This is a genomic window from Roseovarius sp. (assembly GCF_040223625.1).
In the GTDB taxonomy this organism is placed as follows: Bacteria; Pseudomonadota; Alphaproteobacteria; order Rhodobacterales; family Rhodobacteraceae; genus Roseovarius.
Genome location: NZ_JAVKFX010000023.1, coordinates 1 through 17,764, shown reverse-complemented (window position 1 = coordinate 17,764; position 17,764 = coordinate 1). Strand labels below are relative to the sequence as shown.

Annotated in this window: 17 protein-coding genes; 12 read left to right on the top strand and 5 right to left on the bottom strand. The window is 66.2% G+C overall.

From position 1 onward, the window contains the following. Positions 1-132: 132 nt before the first annotated feature. Together RLN94_RS05900 and RLN94_RS05895 are read right to left on the bottom strand one after the other, a co-directional pair. Positions 133-834: a hypothetical protein gene (locus tag RLN94_RS05900; RefSeq protein ID WP_350126342.1), complete on the bottom strand. Its 702-nt coding sequence runs from the start codon at positions 832-834 to the stop codon at positions 133-135. A gap of 204 nt (positions 835-1,038) precedes the next feature. After that, entirely contained in the window at positions 1,039-1,602 is a 564-nt protein-coding gene (locus tag RLN94_RS05895) for a hypothetical protein (RefSeq protein WP_350126339.1), read from the bottom strand. A 245-nt stretch (positions 1,603-1,847) separates the two neighbouring features. Here RLN94_RS05895 and RLN94_RS05890 point away from each other — a divergent pair, with 245 nt between their 5' ends. Next, positions 1,848-2,879, top strand: a complete 1,032-nt coding sequence (locus RLN94_RS05890; protein WP_350126336.1) for a pyridoxal-phosphate dependent enzyme — start codon at positions 1,848-1,850, stop codon at positions 2,877-2,879. After that, entirely contained in the window at positions 2,876-4,006 is a 1,131-nt protein-coding gene (locus RLN94_RS05885; RefSeq protein WP_350126333.1) for a M24 family metallopeptidase, read from the top strand. Before RLN94_RS05890 ends, RLN94_RS05885 begins: the two co-directional genes overlap by 4 nt. Here the strand turns inward: RLN94_RS05885 and RLN94_RS05880 are convergent. Both RLN94_RS05880 and RLN94_RS05875 read right to left on the bottom strand, forming a co-directional pair. Next, entirely contained in the window at positions 3,999-4,466 is a 468-nt protein-coding gene (locus tag RLN94_RS05880) for a GNAT family N-acetyltransferase (RefSeq protein ID WP_350126330.1), read from the bottom strand. The genes RLN94_RS05885 and RLN94_RS05880 overlap by 8 nt on opposite strands. 205 nt (positions 4,467-4,671) lie before the next feature. After that, entirely contained in the window at positions 4,672-5,577 is a 906-nt protein-coding gene (locus RLN94_RS05875) for a LysR family transcriptional regulator (protein WP_350126327.1), read from the bottom strand. Between the two features lie 170 nt (positions 5,578-5,747). Between RLN94_RS05875 and RLN94_RS05870 the strand changes: the two genes are divergently transcribed. From RLN94_RS05870 to RLN94_RS05825, 10 genes are all read left to right on the top strand, one after another. Continuing rightward, positions 5,748-9,167 carry an indolepyruvate ferredoxin oxidoreductase family protein gene (locus tag RLN94_RS05870; RefSeq protein ID WP_350126324.1) on the top strand — a complete coding sequence of 1,140 codons (3,420 nt, stop codon included), beginning with the start codon at positions 5,748-5,750 and terminating at the stop codon, positions 9,165-9,167. 81 nt (positions 9,168-9,248) lie between these two features. Further along, the gene (locus tag RLN94_RS05865) at positions 9,249-10,112 is read left to right on the top strand and encodes a lysophospholipid acyltransferase family protein (protein WP_350126321.1); all 864 of its coding nucleotides are present in this window, start codon (positions 9,249-9,251) and stop codon (positions 10,110-10,112) included. A 27-nt stretch (positions 10,113-10,139) separates the two neighbouring features. Further along, positions 10,140-10,964 carry a glutamate racemase gene (murI, locus tag RLN94_RS05860; RefSeq protein WP_350126318.1) on the top strand — a complete coding sequence of 275 codons (825 nt, stop codon included), beginning with the start codon at positions 10,140-10,142 and terminating at the stop codon, positions 10,962-10,964. A 96-nt stretch (positions 10,965-11,060) separates the two neighbouring features. Beyond that, the gene (gene argC, locus RLN94_RS05855; RefSeq protein ID WP_350126315.1) at positions 11,061-12,089 is read left to right on the top strand and encodes an N-acetyl-gamma-glutamyl-phosphate reductase; all 1,029 of its coding nucleotides are present in this window, start codon (positions 11,061-11,063) and stop codon (positions 12,087-12,089) included. An 18-nt stretch (positions 12,090-12,107) separates the two neighbouring features. Continuing rightward, the gene (gene ccmE, locus RLN94_RS05850; protein WP_350126312.1) at positions 12,108-12,554 is read left to right on the top strand and encodes a cytochrome c maturation protein CcmE; all 447 of its coding nucleotides are present in this window, start codon (positions 12,108-12,110) and stop codon (positions 12,552-12,554) included. Between the two features lie 59 nt (positions 12,555-12,613). Next, positions 12,614-13,225: a holin-associated N-acetylmuramidase gene (locus RLN94_RS05845; RefSeq protein ID WP_350126309.1), complete on the top strand. Its 612-nt coding sequence runs from the start codon at positions 12,614-12,616 to the stop codon at positions 13,223-13,225. Further along, positions 13,216-13,809, top strand: coding sequence for a holin family protein (locus tag RLN94_RS05840; RefSeq protein ID WP_350126306.1), 594 nt, complete (start codon positions 13,216-13,218; stop codon positions 13,807-13,809). Before RLN94_RS05845 ends, RLN94_RS05840 begins: the two co-directional genes overlap by 10 nt. Before the next feature lie 58 nt (positions 13,810-13,867). Next, positions 13,868-15,835, top strand: a complete 1,968-nt coding sequence (locus RLN94_RS05835) for a heme lyase CcmF/NrfE family subunit (RefSeq protein WP_350126303.1) — start codon at positions 13,868-13,870, stop codon at positions 15,833-15,835. Further along, positions 15,832-16,284, top strand: coding sequence for a cytochrome c-type biogenesis protein (locus RLN94_RS05830; RefSeq protein ID WP_350126300.1), 453 nt, complete (start codon positions 15,832-15,834; stop codon positions 16,282-16,284). Before RLN94_RS05835 ends, RLN94_RS05830 begins: the two co-directional genes overlap by 4 nt. Positions 16,285-16,359: 75 nt before the next feature. After that, positions 16,360-17,139, top strand: coding sequence for an enoyl-CoA hydratase-related protein (locus tag RLN94_RS05825; protein ID WP_350126297.1), 780 nt, complete (start codon positions 16,360-16,362; stop codon positions 17,137-17,139). A gap of 6 nt (positions 17,140-17,145) precedes the next feature. Here RLN94_RS05825 and RLN94_RS05820 read toward each other — a convergent pair whose 3' ends face one another. Next, positions 17,146-17,535: a hypothetical protein gene (locus tag RLN94_RS05820; RefSeq protein ID WP_350126294.1), complete on the bottom strand. Its 390-nt coding sequence runs from the start codon at positions 17,533-17,535 to the stop codon at positions 17,146-17,148. Positions 17,536-17,764 lie beyond the last annotated feature (229 nt).

The window sequence follows — 17,764 nt, the reverse complement described above, 5'->3', positions numbered from 1 at the left end:
CAATCCCCTCGGGTGGTCCGCCTTGGCGTCTCTTTAGGGCATACGGGCGCGGGGGAAAAGGGGCAGTGCGGGCCTGGGCCGGCAGAGGGAAACCGGGCCGCCTTTGTGGGCGGCCCGGTTCGAAAAACCCGCTTAGTTGGTGCTGGTCGCTTCGACCTGTGCGGCGATGCGGCTTTGCAGCTGCGCCACGGACATGCCGTAGGTCAGCTCGCCATCGGCGCGGTCGGTGAGATCCTGTGCCTCGACCGCGACCTTCTCGACGGGGGCGCCGAGGGAATCGGACAGCTCGATGATGGCCTGCGTGCTGCCATCCTTGTCGTCGACGCGCGTGCCGGTGACTTCGCCGATGATCTCGCCATCGGTCGACATCACGATGGCGCCGGTGGTGACGGTCGCGTTCAGCTCGCCGCTCGACTCGGTGTCGGCGGTGGCCGATGCGCTGGTGCTGCTGTCGTCCTCGCTGTCGGCGGTCGAACTGCTGTCGGCGGTATCACTGTCGCTGTCGCTGTCGGAGGCATCGGACTCGGCGCTGGCATCCGCGCTGGCGTCGGCATCGGTGCCGGCGTCGGCGTCCGCATCGGCGGTGTCGGTGTCCGCGCCGGCCGCGGCGCCGGCATCGGCATCTGCATCGGCGGCCGCACCGTCGGTTCCGACGTCTGCGCCGGCATCGGCGCCAGCATCGGCGCCAGCAGCGGCACCGGCGTCTGCGCCGACGCCGCCGACACCGGCATCCGCGCCGGCGCCCGCATCAGCGTCGCCGCCGACCTGTGCGTAGGCCGGAAGCGAGAGTGTCGTGGCCAGGGCCGTCGTCAGTGCGAGGGTCTTGAGTTTCATGGTGGTCACCTTTCCTAACGATGAAATCCCGATGCCGCCGCGACGGCCGGGGAGACAGGGGGGGAACGTGAGGGGCCTGCGAAAGTTCCATCACCTGTTCGTTTTCGTCGCGTTTGGGGGATGAAGTTCGCACGGTATCTGTCCGATAGGTATAAATAAACTGCGGCCCGTGAAATACGGGCCGCAGTTGGGGCAGGGCTGGATTCAGCCGCCCTGAACCTGTTCGATATGCTCTTCGAGATGGGCGAGGCGCGAATGATATTCGAGCGCGCCGCCTTCCTTGACGACCTGCAGCGTGGCGATCGGGAAGGCTAGCGCCGGGACCGGCAGGCCGGCCTGCTCGCTGACATCGACGATGACGATGGCGCCTTCTTCGGCGTCGTCACGGGTTGCGGCGACGGCGCCGATGGTTTCGCCCGTCACGGAATAGACCGGGGTGCCCTGCTTAGCCGCGTTGAGAATGTTCTCGGGCTCGGTGAGGGACGTGGTCTCGGATTCGTTGGGAGCGAGGTTATCGTTCACGCCCTGCTCGGTCGCGTCCTGTTCTGGGCCCACGGAGACCACCTCGTCGCCGCGGATGCCGTAGCTTTCCGCGTCGTAATCGGTGGTTTCGTCGATCCCGGGTGCCTCGTCGGCCCGGGCGGCGTTTTCCATCTCGTGGCCTTTTTCCTCGATCGCGTTGTCGCCGAGCGCGCTGTTCTGCGCGTGGGCGCCGAGCGCGGTCGCGCTGGTGAGGATCGTGGCGAGGGCCAGTTTGTGGAAGGTCATTTGTAAATCTCCTGTCAGTTGCCTTGTGCAGCCGTTGCTGCGGCGGTCGGTTGGCCGGACCTGCCGGCCTTCGTACCCGCCCAACCAAAGGTGGCGGGGTCATGTTCCTTGCTTGACTTGGGGGAAGGCCGGGGTTTCGCAGCGGCGGTGGTCACGTTCCGGTGACCGGATTTTTCGCCGCGACCGGGCAGCGCGCCCTTGACCCGGGAGCGCCTGCGCGGTGTGCTGCGGGCAGGAGGCCGGCGATGGACATACTGGAAAACGCGTGGCGGATGCAGGGCGGATTGAGCGACGATGCCCTGCCAGGGGTGCCGTGGCCGAGCGTGGCGGCAGAGCGGCCGGGGGCGTTGCTGGCGCGGTGCCCGGCGGCGGGGATGACGCCGCTGACCGTGCTGGATGGGTTCGGAGCGTCGGTCTGGGCCAAGGACGAGCGCGGGCGGATGGGGCTTGGCAGCTTCAAGGCGCTGGGGGCGGCCTATGTGATCGCGCATGAGGCGGAGGCGACGGGCGCGGAGGACATGGGCCGGGCGCTGCAGGGGCGGACCTATGTGACGGCGAGCGCCGGCAATCACGGCATGTCGGTGGCCGCCGGGGCGCGGGTGTTCGGGGCGAAGGCGGTGGTCTACCTGGCCGAGACGGTGCCCGAGGGATTCGCGCAGCGCCTGCGGGACAAGGGCGCCGAGGTGGTGCGCGAGGGGGCGGAGTACGAGGCCAGCATGGCCGCGGCGGAGCGGGCGGCGGCAGAGAACGGCTGGACGCTGCTGTCGGACAGTTCGTGGCCGGGCTACGTGGATATTCCGCACCGGCTGATGGAGGGGTATCTGGCGCTGGCCGCGGAGGCGGCGGAGCAGTGCCCGGAAACGCCCACGCATATCTACTTGCAGGCCGGGGTTGGCGGGCTGGCCGGGGCCTTGGCCGCCTATTTCCGGTCGTGCTGGGGCGGGGCGCCGCGGATCATCGTGGTCGAGCCCGCCGCCGCGCCGGCGTTGATGGAAAGCATCCGGGCGGGCCTCCCGGTGGTGACGGAGGGGCCGGTGTCGAACATGGGGCGGCTGGATTGCAAGGCGCCGTCGCTGATTGCGCTGAAGGGGCTGGCGCGGGATGCGGATGCCTTCGTGACGGTGAGCGATGCCGAGGCCGAAGCGGTTCTGGCCGAGCTGGAGGCGCAGGGGATGGCGACGACCACCTCGGGCGCGGCGGGGATTGCCGCGGTGAAGGAGATGAACCCGGGTGCGGGGGCACGTGTGCTGACCGTCATCAGCGAGGAGGCCGAGTGAGCTGGGGCTTTCCCGTCGCCGAGTACAAGGGCCGGGTGGCCCGGGCGCAGGCGAGGATGGCCGAGGAGGGGCTGGGCGCGCTGTTGCTGACGACCGAGCCGGAGGTTCGCTACTTCACAGGGTTTCTGACGCGGTTCTGGGAATCGCCGAGCCGGCCTTGGTTCCTGGTGGTTCCGGTGGAGGGCAAGCCGATCGCGGTGATCCCGTCGATCGGGGCGGCGCTGATGGCCAGCACATGGGTCGAGGATATCCGGACTTGGGCGGCGCCGGATCCGGAGGATGACGGGGTGAGCCTGTTGGCCGGGACGCTGCGCGAGGTTGGCGGGCCGGTCGGGGTGCCGTCGCATATCGAGACGCATCTGCGGATGCCGCTGGCGGATTTCACGCGGGTTCAGGCGGCATCGGGGCTGGCCTTTGGCGATGACCGGGGGATCGTGGCAGAGCTTCGGGCAGTGAAGTCGGCGGCGGAAATCGGGAGGATTGCCGAAAGCTGTGACGTGGCGGCGCGGGCCTTTGCGCGGGTGGGGGAGATTGCCGCGCCGGGCGTGACGCTGGCGCAGGTGTTCCGGGATTTTCAGCGGTTGCTGCTGGAGGAGGGGGCGGATTGGGTGCCGTATCTTGCGGGCGGGGCGGGCCCTGACGGGTATGCGGACGTGATCTCGCCCGCGACGGAGGTGCCGCTGGCGGAGGGGGATGTCCTGATGCTGGATACCGGGGCGGTGCGGGACGGGTATTTCTGTGACTATGACCGGAATTTCGCCATCGGCCGGGCCTCGGAGGGGCAGAGGGCGGCGCATGGGCGGCTGATCGAGGCGGTGCAGGCGGGGCTGGAGGTGGCGCGGGCCGGTGTTCGGGCCGACGAGGTCTGGCAGGCGATGGCGGCCGTCACGGGCGGCGGAGAGGGCGCCGGGCGGCTGGGGCACGGGCTGGGGATGCAGTTGACGGAGGGGCTGTCGCTGACGGCGAAGGACCGGACGGTGTTGCAGCCCGGCATGGTGATCACGCTGGAGCCGGGGGTGGAGATCGTGCCGGGGCGGATCATGGTGCACGAGGAGAATATCTTGATCACGGATGGTGCCCCGCGGGTGCTGTCGCCGCTGGCGGGGGCGGAGTTGCCGGTTATCTGAGCGTGTAGCGCAGGAGCGGCAGGCGGCGGCCGGGGATCGAGCCGGAGGGCGCGCTGCCGGCGATTTTCGCGCCCATGCGCTGGTAGAAGGGAACGGCTTCGGGGTCGGCCTCGATCCGGAGTTCGGCGGCCTCGAGCTTGCGGGCCTCGGCCACGCACCAGTCGAAGAGCTGCCGGCCGACGCCGGTGCCCATGTGGGGCGGGTCGACGAAGAGTTTCCAGATCTCGGCGCCGTTCGCCTCCGGTTTGACCTGCGCCACGCCCGCCAGCGCCCCGTCGCGCCAGGCGACGGTGAGCGCGGATGTTTCGATATCCTGCCCGGTGAGCGTCAGTTCCTCGCGGCAGGCGGCCATGAAAACCGCGTCGTAGCCCCAGTGCGCCTTGGACCGGAGGCAGAGGGCGGAGAGCTCTGGCAGGTCGGCGGGAGAGGGGGGTGACAGCGAGATGGGCATGATGCCCATATACAGGGCATTCCGCGAAAAAAAAGGCCGAGCACTAAGCTCGGCCATAGTCCAACAGGGAGGTATGATGGTGCGCGCGATGCGCTGCACCGTCACGATTGGCAATTAAGAGTTGCAGCGGCGCCGATCAAGGAAAATGATGCTGCGAGTGCATCATGGCCGGTATGTGTTGCATGCATAACTCACACAAAAACCGGTGAAAAATTCAGCTATCTACCTGTTCTTGAAGTTCTTTTCTGTAGAGGATGATCTCCTCTTGCACGAAATCGCGGAAGGCAGCTATCCGCTTAGATTGTCTAAGCTCGGACGGGTAGGCGAGGAAAACGGGGACTTCGACCGAGTGAATCTCGGGCAGGACACGGACGAGCTGGGGGAAATCCCGACTCAGATAGTCGGGCAAGACGCCGATTCCGAGATTGTGCAATACCGCCTGCAGGACGCCGTAGTAGTTGTTCACGGTCAGAAGCGACGGGATGTCGTTCGTCATCAGCTCCTGCACCAGCGTGGCGCCGGCGCCGACCTGGGCCGAGCGGGGGTTCTGGCAGATCAGGCGGTGGCCGGACAGGTCGCCGGGCCGCTCGGGGGTGCCGTGTTGGGTGAGGTAGTCCTGCGAGGCGTAGAGGCACATGTGGATACGCATCAGCCGCTTGCGGATCAGGTCGGCCTGGCTGGGCTCCTTCATGCGGATGGCGACATCGGCCTCGCGCATGGGCAGGTCGAGCACCTGTTCCTCGAGCATGAGGTCGATGTTGAGCTCGGGGTATTTCTCGAACAGCTTGGGCAGGCGGGGGGCGAGCCAGAGCGTGCCGAAGCCGATGGTGGTGGTGACGCGCAGTTCGCCGAACACCTCCTCCTCGCTGTCGCGGATGCGGGCGGTGGCGGTGTCGAGGCGGCGCATCATCGCCTTGGTGGCGTCGAACAGAAGCTCGCCCTGCTCGGTGAGAATCAGGCCGCGGGCATGGCGGTGGAAGAGGGTGGCGTTGAGCGAATCCTCGAGCGCGCGGATCTGCCGGGAGATGGCGGATTGCGACAGGTGAAGCTGGTCACCGGCGTGGGTGAGGCTGCCCGCGTCGGCCACCGCATGAAAGATTCTGAGCTTGTCCCAATCCATCGTAATACTTTCGTTAGCCCAATTCCCCGCAGACGAAATAGCAGAAAACCGGGATCAGTATAGATACCAGCGGGCGAACATTTCCTAAATATTGTTTGATAGGTCACTAATTGTGACCTATTATTGCCCTATATTTGGACACCAGGATCAACCCATACGGGAGGCCCGCCATGAGCAAGCAGAAGATCAGTTTGAATGACCGCTACGACCTGACGAAATCGCCGGTCCTGCTGAACGGCACGCAGGCGCTGGTGCGCCTGATGCTGATGCAGGCGGCGCGGGACAAGGCGGCGGGGCTGAACACCGCGGGCTATGTCACGGGCTATCGTGGCTCTCCGCTGGGGGCGGTCGATCTTCAGATGAAGAAGGCGGAGAAGATCCTGGCGGAATCGCAGGTGACCTTTCAGCCGGGGCTGAACGAGGACCTGGCGGCAACCGCGCTGTGGGGCACGCAGCAGGCCGAGATGCGGGGCGAGGGCAAGTATGACGGTGTCTTCGGCCTGTGGTACGGCAAGGGGCCGGGGGTCGACCGGTCGGGCGACGTGATGCGGCACGCGAACATGGCCGGCACCTCGAAGCATGGCGGCGTGCTGATGGCGATGGGGGATGACCATACCGGCGAAAGCTCGACCGTGTGTCACCAGTCGGACTGGGCGCTGGTGGATGCCTACATGCCGGTACTGTCGCCGGCGGGGGTGCAGGAAATTCTCGATTTCGGGCTCTACGGGTTCGCCATGTCACGGTTTGCCGGCGTCTGGTGCGGGCTGAAGACGATGAAGGACACGGTCGAGGTCACGAGCGTGGTCGATGCGCGGCCGGACCGGCAGCAATTCGTCCTGCCCGAGTTCGACATGCCGGAAGACGGGCTGAACATCCGGCTGGGCGATCACTGGATCCCGCAGGAAGCGCGGATGATCGACCACAAGCGGTATGCCGCGGAGGCCTTTGCGCATGCGAACAAGATCGACAAGCGCATGTGGGGCAAGCCGGGGGCGAAAATCGGGTTCGTCGCGGCGGGCAAGAACTGGCTCGACCTTGTGCATGCGCTGGACCTTTTGGGGGTGGACGAGCGCGAGGCGGAGCGGCTGGGGATCACCACTTACAAGGTGGGCCAGACCTTCCCGATGGACATGAAGGGCTTCCACGACTGGGCCGAGGGGCTGGAGCTGATCGTGGTTGTGGAAGAGAAGCGCAAGCTGATCGAAATCCAGATCAAGGAGGCGATCTTCGACGACCGGCGGGGCCGCCGTGTCTATGGCTGGTACAAGGGCGGTGCCGGGGGGATGCACACCGAGGAGCTGTTCCCGACGCGCATGGCGCTGGACCCGATCATGATTGCCGAGAAGATCGGCGACATCCTGATCGAGGAGGGGCGCGGCACCGACCGGGTGAAGGCGGGGCTGGCCGAGATCGCGGAATCGCGCCGGGCGGACAATGCCGAGGATATCGCGTCGCGCCTGCCGTATTTCTGTGCCGGGTGCCCGCATAATACCTCGACCAAGCTGCCGGAGGGGAGCCGGGCCTATGCCGGGATCGGCTGTCACATCATGGCGCTGTGGATGGATCGCGAGACCAGCGGCTACACCCATATGGGGGCCGAGGGCGCCAACTGGATCGGGGAGGAGAAGTTCTCGAAGACCGGGCACGTGTTCCAGAACCTTGGTGACGGGACGTATAACCATTCGGGGCTGCTGGCCATCCGGGCGGCGTTGGCTGCCGGGACGAACATCACCTACAAGATCCTTTACAACGACGCCGTGGCGATGACCGGCGGGCAGACCAACGAGGGCGGGCTTGGGCCCGACCGGATTGCAAAAGAACTGCAGGCGATGGGGGTCGAGCATGTGGCCGTCGTCTATGACGAGAAGGAAGAGCCGGACCGGGCGCCGTTCCCGAAAGGCCTGACCTGGCACGAGCGGGAGGAGCTTCCGCAGGTGCAGGAGAAGTTCAAGGATATCAAGGGTGTATCGGCCATCATTTACATCCAGACCTGTGCGGCCGAGAAGCGCCGGCGGCGGAAGCGGGGGAACTTCCCCGATCCGGACAAGCGGGTGTTCATCAACACCGATATCTGTGAAGGCTGCGGCGATTGCGGGGTGAAGTCGAACTGTGTGGCCGTGGTGCCGAAGGAGACGGAGCTGGGCCGGAAGCGGGCGATTGACCAATCGGCCTGCAACAAGGATTTCAGTTGTCTGAAAGGGTTCTGCCCGTCCTTCGTGACGCTGGAAGGGGCGAAGATCCGGAAGGAGGCGGCGACGGAGTTGACCCTGCCCGATCTGCCGATGCCCGAGCTGCCGCAGATCAAGCGGACGCATAACGTGGTGATCACCGGCGTTGGCGGCACGGGCGCGGTGACCATCGGCGCCGTGCTGGCGCAGGCCGCGCAGATCGACGGCAAGGGCGCGGGCATGATGGAGATGGCGGGCCTTGCCCAGAAGGGCGGCGCGGTGCATATCCATTGCCGGATTGCCGAAAAGCCGAGCGATATCAGCGCGATCCGGGTCGCGACGGGCGAGGCGGATGCGCTGATCGGCGGTGACCTCGTGGTTAGTGCCGGGGCGAAGACGCTGGGCCTGACCAAGGGCGGGCGCACCGGGGGCGTGGTCAATAGTCACGAGATCATCACCGGCGAGTTCACGCGGAATACCGAGTTCCAGATTCCGTCGGACCGGCTGGAAATGTCGTTGAAGGCAAAGTTGAAGGACGACGTGCAACTCATTGATACGACCGAGCTTGCGCAGGCCACTATGGGCGATTCGATCTATTCCAACATGATGGTGTTCGGCGCCACGTGGCAGCGGGGGACGATCCCGGTGAGCCTCGAGGCGATCGAGGAGGCGATCCGGCTGAACGGGGCGGCGGTGGATGCCAACCTGCGGGCCTTCGAGATCGGTCGCTGGGCCGCGGCCTTCCCGGAAGAGGCCGGGAAGATGATCGCGCCGAACGTGGTCGAGATGCCGAAATCGCTGGAAGAGCGGATCGCGTACCGGGAGGATCACCTTGTCGCCTATCAGGGCAAGGGGCTGGCGAAGCGGTACCGGAAGCTGGTCGACGAGATTTCCGACCCGCAAGTGAAGGAGGCGGTGGCCGAGGGCTATCACAAGCTGCTTTCGTACAAGGACGAATACGAGGTGGCGCGGCTGCTGCTGAAGAGCCGGGACAAGGCGAAGGAGGAATTCGAGGGCGACTTCAGGATGACCTTCCACCTTGCGCCGCCGATCCTTGGCGGGAAAGGGCCTGACGGGAAGCCCAAGAAGCGGGAGTTCGGGCCGTGGCTGGAAACGCCGCTGCGGGTGCTGCCGAAGCTGAAGGCGCTCAGGGGCACGCCGCTGGATATCTTCGGCTATTCAGCCGAGCGCCGGATGGAGCGCGGCCTGATCAAGCAGTACGAGGCGGACATGGCCGAGGTGCTGCCGAAGCTGGATGCCAAGACGCATGATGCGATTGTCGCGCTGGCGGAACTGCCGCTGTCGATCCGGGGGTTCGGGCATGTGAAGCAGGCCAACGAGACCAAGGCATCGAAGCGGCGCGAGGAGCTTCTGGCGGTGATCCGGTCGGGCGGCGAGGAGATGTCGAAAGCGGCGCAGTGAGCTGTCACAAAAGCTTCACCATGACTGTTCAGAACCGTCTAAAACGCCGATCAGGCGCGCGAATCGAACAGGATTGGGACCATGCGGCAGGACCGGCACATTGCCCGTGACATAAGCTATTCATATTCCGCGCAAACCCGCAGCGGCCGGGCGATGATCCGGACGATGGAGAACCTGACGGGGCGCATCCGGCTGATCAAGCGGGCGGAGGGGTATGAACGGGAAGTGGCCGAGGGGCGCGATTTCTGGCAGGTCATGGTGGAGCGCTATGGGCTGACGCTGGACGTGATCGGCGGGAGCCTTGCCAACATTCCGCGCGAGGGGCCGCTGGTGCTGATCGCGAACCATCCCTATGGCATCCTCGACGGTCTGATGATGGGCCGTATCCTGAGCCAGACGCGGAGGGATTTCCGGATTCTGGCGCACCAGGTGTTTCGCAAGGCGGAGGACCTGAACCGGATCATCCTGCCGATCGACTTCGAGGAAACGAAGGAGGCGATGGCGCTGAACCTGCAGACGCGGCGGGTGGCGCATGAGTATCTGGGCAATGGCGGGGCCATCGGGATTTTCCCGGGCGGCACCGTGTCGACCGCGGCCAAGCCCTTTGCCCAGCCGCTCGACCCGTCATGGCGCGCGTTTACCGCGCGGCTGGTGGGGCGGAGCAATGCGACGGTGGTGCCGGTGTACTTCGACGGGCACACGAGCCGGTTGTTCCAGATTGCCAGCCACTTGCATTACACCTTGCGGATGGGGCTGTTGCTCAAGGAATTCAGCAAGCGCGTCGACACCTCGGTGCGGGTGGTGGTGGGCGACCCGATCGGGCGGGACGACCTGGCGGCGCGGGCGAAAGACTCGAAATCCCTCATGGCGTTCCTTCGGCAGAAGACGTATGAGCTTAGCCCGAGGCCGATCAATCCGAACGATCTGGGCTTCGAGTTCGAATGAGGGGCGCCCGGCAAGGGCTGCAGGCGAATGACGGTTGGTATTTTCGACAGCGGGCTGGGCGGCCTGACCGTGCTGGATGCGATCAGCAAGCGGCTGCCTGACGTGAATTTCATCTATCTGGGCGACAATGCCCATGCGCCTTACGGGGTGCGGGATGCCGATGATGTCTATCACCTGACCAAGGCGCATGTTGAGACGCTGTGGGATATGGGCTGCAACCTCGTGGTGCTGGCCTGCAATACCGCGTCGGCCGCCGCGCTGCGCCGGATGCAGGAAGACGGCGTGCCCAAGGGCAAGCGGGTTCTGGGCGTGTTCGTGCCGCTGATCGAGGCGCTGACCGAGCGGAACTGGGGCGACAACTCCCCGCCGCGGGAAGTGGCGGTGAAGCATGTGGCCTTGTTCGCGACGCCGGCGACGGTGTCGAGCCGGGCGTTTCAGCGGGAGCTGGCGTTCCGGGCCATTGGCGTGGACGTGGAGACGCAGGCCTGTGGCGGCGTGGTGGATGCCATCGAAGAGGGCGACATGATCCTGGCCGAGGCGCTGGTGAAGAGCCATGTCGAGGCGTTGAAGCGGAAGATGCCGCATCCGGAGGCGGCGGTGCTGGGGTGTACGCATTACCCGCTGATGGAGGATGTGTTCCAGGCGGCACTGGGCGAGAACGTGCAGGTGTATTCGCAGGCCGAGCTGGTTGCGGCGAGCCTTGCCGATTACCTCGAGCGGCACCCGGAGATGCGGGGCGACGACCTGCCGGCAAGGTTCCTGACCACGGGCGATGCGCGGCGGGTGTCGGACCGGGCGACGCAGTTCCTCCGACGAAAGATCACGTTCGAGGCCGCGCCGGTGATGGCCTGAGCCCCGGACCGAGCACGGACTGGGCCCAGACGCCGCATTGCGGGGCGCGGGCTTTTCTCTTACATCCTTTCCAGCTTTCCTGAACGAGGTCTGACCATGACCCAGAACATCGCGATTCTCGGCGCGTCCGGATATACCGGCGCCGAACTTGTCCGGCTGATCGCCACCCATCCGACGATGGAGATTGCCGCGTTGGCCGCCAATTCCAAGGCCGGCCAGAGCATGGCGCAGGTGTTTCCGCATCTGCGCCATCTCGACCTGCCCGACCTGGTGACGATCGAGGAGATCGACTTTGCCGGGATCGACCTTTGCTTTTGCGCGCTGCCGCACAAGACCAGCCAGGAGGTGATCAGTGCCCTGCCGCGGGACCTGAAGATCGTCGACCTGTCGGCGGATTTCCGGCTGCGCGATCCGGAGGCGTATGAGAAGTGGTACGGCAACCCCCATGCGGCGGTGGAGATGCAGGAAGAGGCGGTATACGGACTGACCGAGTTCTACCGTGACAAGATTGCCAAGGCGCGGCTGGTGGCCGGGACGGGGTGCAATGCCGCGACCGGGCAGTTCGTGCTGCGGCCGCTGATCGCGGGCAAGGTGATCGACCTCGACGAGATTATTCTCGACCTGAAATGCGGGGTGTCGGGGGCGGGCCGGAGCCTGAAGGAGAACCTTCTGCATGCCGAGTTGTCGGAGGGGTACAACGCCTATGCCGTGGGTGGCACGCACCGGCACCTGGGGGAGTTCGACCAGGAGTTCTCGGCGATTGCCGGGCGGGAGGTTCGGATCCAGTTCACGCCGCACCTGGTGCCGGTGAACCGGGGGATTCTGGCGACGGCCTATGTGAAGGGTGAGGCCGGGCAGGTGCATGAGGCGCTGGCGAAGGCCTATGCCGAGGAGCCGTTCATCGAAGTCCTGCCGTTTGGCGAGACGCCGAGCACGCACCATGTCAGGGGCAGCAATTTCTGCCATATCGGGGTGGTGGGCGACCGGCTTCCGGGCCGGGCCATCGTGGTGGGGGCGCTCGATAACCTGACCAAGGGGTCGAGCGGGCAGGCCATTCAGAACGCCAACCTGATGCTGGGGCTGGAGGAGACGGAGGGGCTGATGCTGGCCCCGCTGTTTCCGTGAGCTTCGGAGGGTAGCGCCATGAAATCGCTCAAGAAGAAGCGGAGAATACAGATTGTCGCGATCGCGGCGGTGGCGTTGATCGTGTCGACCGCGCTGATCGGCTATGCCATGCGCGACGGGATCAATTTCTTCCGCTCGCCCAGCCAGATCGTGGCCGAGCCGCCGGGACCAACGGAAGTGTTCCGCATCGGCGGGCTGGTGGAGGAAGGCAGCCTTGTGCGCGGCGAGGGCGAGACCGTGCGTTTCAGCGTGACCGATGGCGGCGCGGCGGTGCCTGTCACCTATACCGGCGTGCTGCCGGACCTGTTCGGCGAGAACGAGGGCATGGTCGGCACCGGCACCTATGAGAACGGGGTATTCGTGGCCACCGAGATCCTTGCCAAGCATGACGAGGATTACATGCCCAAGGAAGTGATCGACAGCCTGAAGGAACAGGGCGTCTACCAGGAACCGGACGGTAGCTGAACCGGTCGTTAACCAGTCCCGAGCAGCTTTTCCGCGAGCAAGTGGCGGAGGGGCTGGCAATGCAGACCGTGGAAGAGATCGCGAAAGAGATCGTGGGCCGTGGCGGCGGATTCGTGAACGACCCGGACGATCCGGGCGGTGCGACGAAGCATGGTGTGACGATCCACACGATGCGGCGGCTGGGGCTGGACCTGACCGGGGATGGTGCGGTGGGCGTGGCGGATGTGCGGGCGCTGAGCCGGGGGCAGGCCGAGGCGATCTTCATCGAGCATTACTTTCGCCGGCCGAGGATCGGGTCGTTGCCGGTGTCGCTGCAGGCGTCGGTGTTCGACATGTACGTGAATGCCGGGGGCAACGCGGTGAAGATCCTGCAGCGGCTGCTTCGGCAGATGGGGCATGACGTGGCGGTTGACGGGGTGATCGGGCCGCAGACGGCCGATGCGGCGCAGGCGGCCCATGCCGCGGCGCCGGATCATCTGGCGGATGCTTACGGGATTGCGCGGCGCAATTATTACTTCCGGCTGGCTGACCGGCGGCCGGCGTCGCGCAAATATGCGCGAACGCGTTCGGGCGGGAAGGGTGGCTGGATCAAGCGGGCGGAGGCGTTTATCTCGCCGCGCTACCACATGACGGAGGCCGAGTTCGGCCGGAGGGTGGCGGCATGGGGCTGATCGGGCAGGTGTTCCGGTTGCTGTTCGGGGACGGGCGCAACGTGGTGGCGGAAACGGCGGAGGTGTTCCGGGTCAATGCCGACGGGGCGGATGCGCGGGCGGCAGATATCCAGTCGGCGGCACTGGCGCAGCTGGCGGCGGAGTTCCAGCATCCGAGGAAGGGGCTGTTCGACCGGGTGATCGACGGGCTGAACCGGATACCGCGTCCGGCGATGGCGCTTGGCACGCTGGCGCTGTTCGTCTCGGCGATGACCAACCCGGTGTGGTTTTCCGAGCGGATGCAAGGGATCGCGCTGGTGCCCGAGCCGATGTGGTGGCTGCTGGGGGCGATCGTGAGCTTCTATTTCGGCGCGCGGCACCAGGCCAAGGGGCAGGATTTCCAGCGCTCGCTGGCGGGTGTCATGGCGCGAACGCCGCAGGTGGTGGACAATATCGCGGCGCTGCGGCGGCTGGAGCCGGGCACGCCGGGGGCGGCGGCGACGGGGCATGATGCGGGGCTGGCGCTGGAGACGGTCGTCGACGGGGAGAACCCGGCGCTGGATGCGTGGCGGCGGGGCCGGGACGTGACCCCCGCGACAATGTGATCCGGCGCGCGCGCCGATTGTCATTGGCCCGCGCGGCGCGGAAATCTATAAGGGGCGCATGATTACCGAGCTTGGTCATTTCGCCCTGATCCTCGCCTTCTTCGTGGCGTGCTTTCAGGCCCTCGTTCCGCTTGTCGGCGCCCAGAAGGGCTGGGCCGGCTGGATGGCGGCGGCGGAGCCCGCGGCGGTGTTGCAGTTCCTGCTGACCGCCGGGTCGTTCCTGGCGCTGATGTGGGCCTTCGTGACCTCGGATTTCTCGCTGCAGCTGGTGGTGCAGAACAGCCATTCGCTGAAGCCGATGCTGTACAAGATCACCGGCGTGTGGGGGAACCACGAGGGCTCGATGCTGTTGTGGGTGCTGATCGTCACGCTGTTCGGCTTCTTCGCGGCGTGGTTCGGGCGGGAGCTGCCGCCGACGCTGAAGGCGCGGGTGCTGGCGGTGCAGGGGATGATCGGGGCGGCGTTCTTTGCCTTCATCCTGTTCACCTCGAACCCGTTCCTGCGCATGGCGGTGCCGCCGTTCGACGGGACCGACCTCAACCCGCTGTTGCAGGACCCGGGCCTCGCGTTTCATCCGCCGTTTCTTTACCTCGGCTATGTCGGGCTTTCGATGACCTTCTCCTTTGCCGTGGCGGCGCTTATCGAGGGGCGGGTCGATGCGGCGTGGGGCCGCTGGGTGCGGCCTTATACGCTGGCGGCGTGGGTATTCCTGACCATCGGCATCGGGCTGGGCTCCTGGTGGGCCTATTACGAGCTGGGCTGGGGCGGGTTTTGGTTCTGGGACCCGGTGGAGAATGCGAGCTTCATGCCGTGGCTGATCGCGGCGGCGCTGCTGCATTCGGCCGTGGTGGTGGAGAAACGGGAAAGCCTGAAAAGCTGGACGATCCTTTTGGCGATCATCGCCTTCGGGTTCTCGATGATCGGAGCGTTCATCACCCGGTCGGGGGTGATCACCTCGGTGCATGCCTTTGCGTCGGACCCGGAGCGGGGGGTGTTCCTTTTGCTGATCCTTGCGGTGTTCATGATGCTGGGGCTGACGCTGTTCGCGGCGCGTGCGGGCGTGATGCAGTCGAAGGGGGTGTTCGGGCTGGTGAGCCGCGAGTCGGTGCTGGTGGTGAACAACCTGCTGCTGGGGGTTGCGGCCTTCGTGGTGTTCGTGGGCACGATCTGGCCGTTGATCGCCGAGATGTTCTTTGACCGGAAGCTGTCGGTCGGGGCGCCGTTCTTCGACATGGCGTTCACGCCGTTCATGATCGCGCTGGGGCTGCTGTTGCCGGTGGGCGCGATGCTGTCATGGAAGCGGGCGCAGGTGGGCCGGGTGCTGCGAAAGCTGGCGCCGGTTTTCGTGCTGGCCGTGGCTGTTGGCGTTCTGGCCTGGGCGATGCAGACCGGGCGGAGTGCTGTGGGCCCGGTCGGGCTGTTCCTGGCCGCGTGGCTGATCGGCGGGGCGGTGACCGATATCTGGTCGCGCACCGGGCGGGGTGGCGACAGGCTGGGCCGGTTGCGGCGGCTGCCGAGGGGCGACTGGGGCAAGACGGTGGCCCATGCGGGGCTTGGCGTGACGATGGCGGGCGTGGCCGCGATGACCGCGTGGGAGGTCGAGGATATCCGCGTGGTGCAGGAGGGCGACAGCTTCGAGGTGGCGGGCTTTACGCTCACGCTCGACGGCGTGCGGCAGGTCGAGGGGCCGAACTATCGCTCGACCATGGGGGATTTCACGCTGGCGAAGGATGGTGACGTGATCGCCACGATGCACCCGGAGAAGCGGGTCTATCCCGTGGCGGGGATGCCGACGACCGAGGCGGCGCTGGATAACGGGTTCCTGCGCGATGTCTACGTGGTGATCGGCGATCCGCAGACCGGCGGCGGCTGGGCCGTGCGGACCTATTACAAGCCGCTGGCGAACTGGATCTGGGGCGGGGCCATCCTGATGGCGATTGGCGGGGCGCTGTCGCTGTCGGACCGGCGGTATCGCGTGGCGGCGGGCGCGCGCCGCACGCGGGCGCAGGGGGTGCCGGCGGAATGAGGCGGCTGGTGCTTTTGCTTTGCCTTATGGCGGGGCCGCTTTTCGCGGTGCAGCCGGACGAGATGCTGGACGACCCGGTGCTGGAGGCGCGGGCTCGGGATATTTCGGAGGGTCTGCGCTGTGTCGTGTGCCGGAACGAGAGCATTGACGATTCCAACGCGGAACTGGCCGGGGATTTGCGCGTGCTGGTGCGGGAGCGGCTGCTGGCGGGGGATACGGATGAAGAGGTCGTGGAGTATATCGTCGACCGGTATGGCGAGTACGTTCTGCTGAAGCCGCAGGCCGGCGGGTCGAATCTCGTGCTATGGCTGGCGGGGCCGGCGATGCTGTTGCTGGGGGCGGCGATCGGGGTGGTCTTCGTGCGGCGGCGGTCGCAGGCCGCTCCGCAGGCCGAGGCGGGGCTGACGGACGAGGAACAGGCGCGGCTGCGCGAGATCATGAAGGAATGACGCATCGTCGGGCTTGGCCCGTGCGGTGATTTGGCGCTAGACCTTTGGCGTGAGATTTTGAAAGGCGCACCCCCCGTGAAACAGTACCAGACCATCACGCTCGAGATCGAGGACGACATCGCCGTGCTGCGGCTGGACCGGCCGGACCGGATGAACGCGCTCAGCACGCAGATGCGGGCCGAGATTACCGATGCGGTGCGCTTTGCCGGGCAGGAGGCGCGGGTGGTCGTGCTGACCGGGAACGGCAAGGCGTTCTGTTCCGGTCAGGATCTGTCGGATAGCGGGACGGCGGCGGCGCTCGACCTGGAACGTGTGCTGCGGGACGAGTACGTGCCGATGCTCAAGGCGATCAGCGAGTGCCCGGTGCCGACCATTTCCGCCGTGAACGGACCGGCGGCGGGGGCGGGGGCGAACCTTGCGCTGGTGGCGGACGTGGTGATCGCGACGGAGAGCGCGTATTTCCTGCAGGCCTTCACACGGATCGGGCTTATCCCCGATGCCGGGGGCACGTTCTGGCTGCCCCGACAGATGGGGGCGGCCAAGGCGATGGGGGCAGCGCTGTTCGCCGAGCCGATCAGCGCCCGCGAGGCGGACCAATGGGGCATGATCTGGGAGGCGGTGCCGGATGCGGAGTTCGATACGCATTGGCGGGGCCGGGCGGCGCACCTGGCGAAAGGGCCGACGGCGGCCTATCGGAACCTGAAACAGGCGATCCGGGGGAGCTGGGAGAACGGTCTGGACGCGCAGCTCGACCTGGAGGCGCGGCTGCAGGGGGAATGCGGCAACTCGCGCGACTTCAAGGAAGGCGTGGTGGCGTTCCAGGAGAAGCGGACGGCGAAGTTCGAGGGGCGCTGAGCCCCGTCAGCGGGGTGTTTGCGTGACGGCGACGTTGTCGAGCGTGAAGCCGGTGTCGTCGAGGAACAGTAGCGCCACGGGTTTTCCGTTTGCCATCAGGGCGCTTACGGCGTGATCTTCGTCCGTTTCGACGGTGAGCTGTGGCATGGGGGCGCCGGCGTCGAATTCCAGTGACAGGACATGCTCGCGCGGGTCGAATCCGGTGATGCGGACCGGGCCTTCGCTTTCCCTCCAGTAGCTTTCACGCTCCAGCGACGTTCTGGGGAATCCCGGCAGGGTGCCGCGTTCGGCCTGCGCCACGAATTGGGCCGCGCGGGGGCGCGGCGTGGCCTCTGCCGGCCGGCGCAGGATGGGCGCCGGGGCGTGCGGGGGGATATGCGTTGCTCGATAGGTCATGATGTCTGCCGCCCGTTGGATTACCCGGCGGGTATGGCAGAACGAGGGAAAACAGTTGGTGAATCCGCGCCGGTTACATGCCGGGGATTTTAGAGCGTTTCTATGAAAACCTGAATCGCCGGGGATTCCCAGAAGACGCTGATTGTGCTTCCCTCTCCCTGGGAGGATCGGATCATGTCAGCACCTTTGCCGAAGGCGCTTCGTGCGCGGTTTCAGCAGTATATCGAGG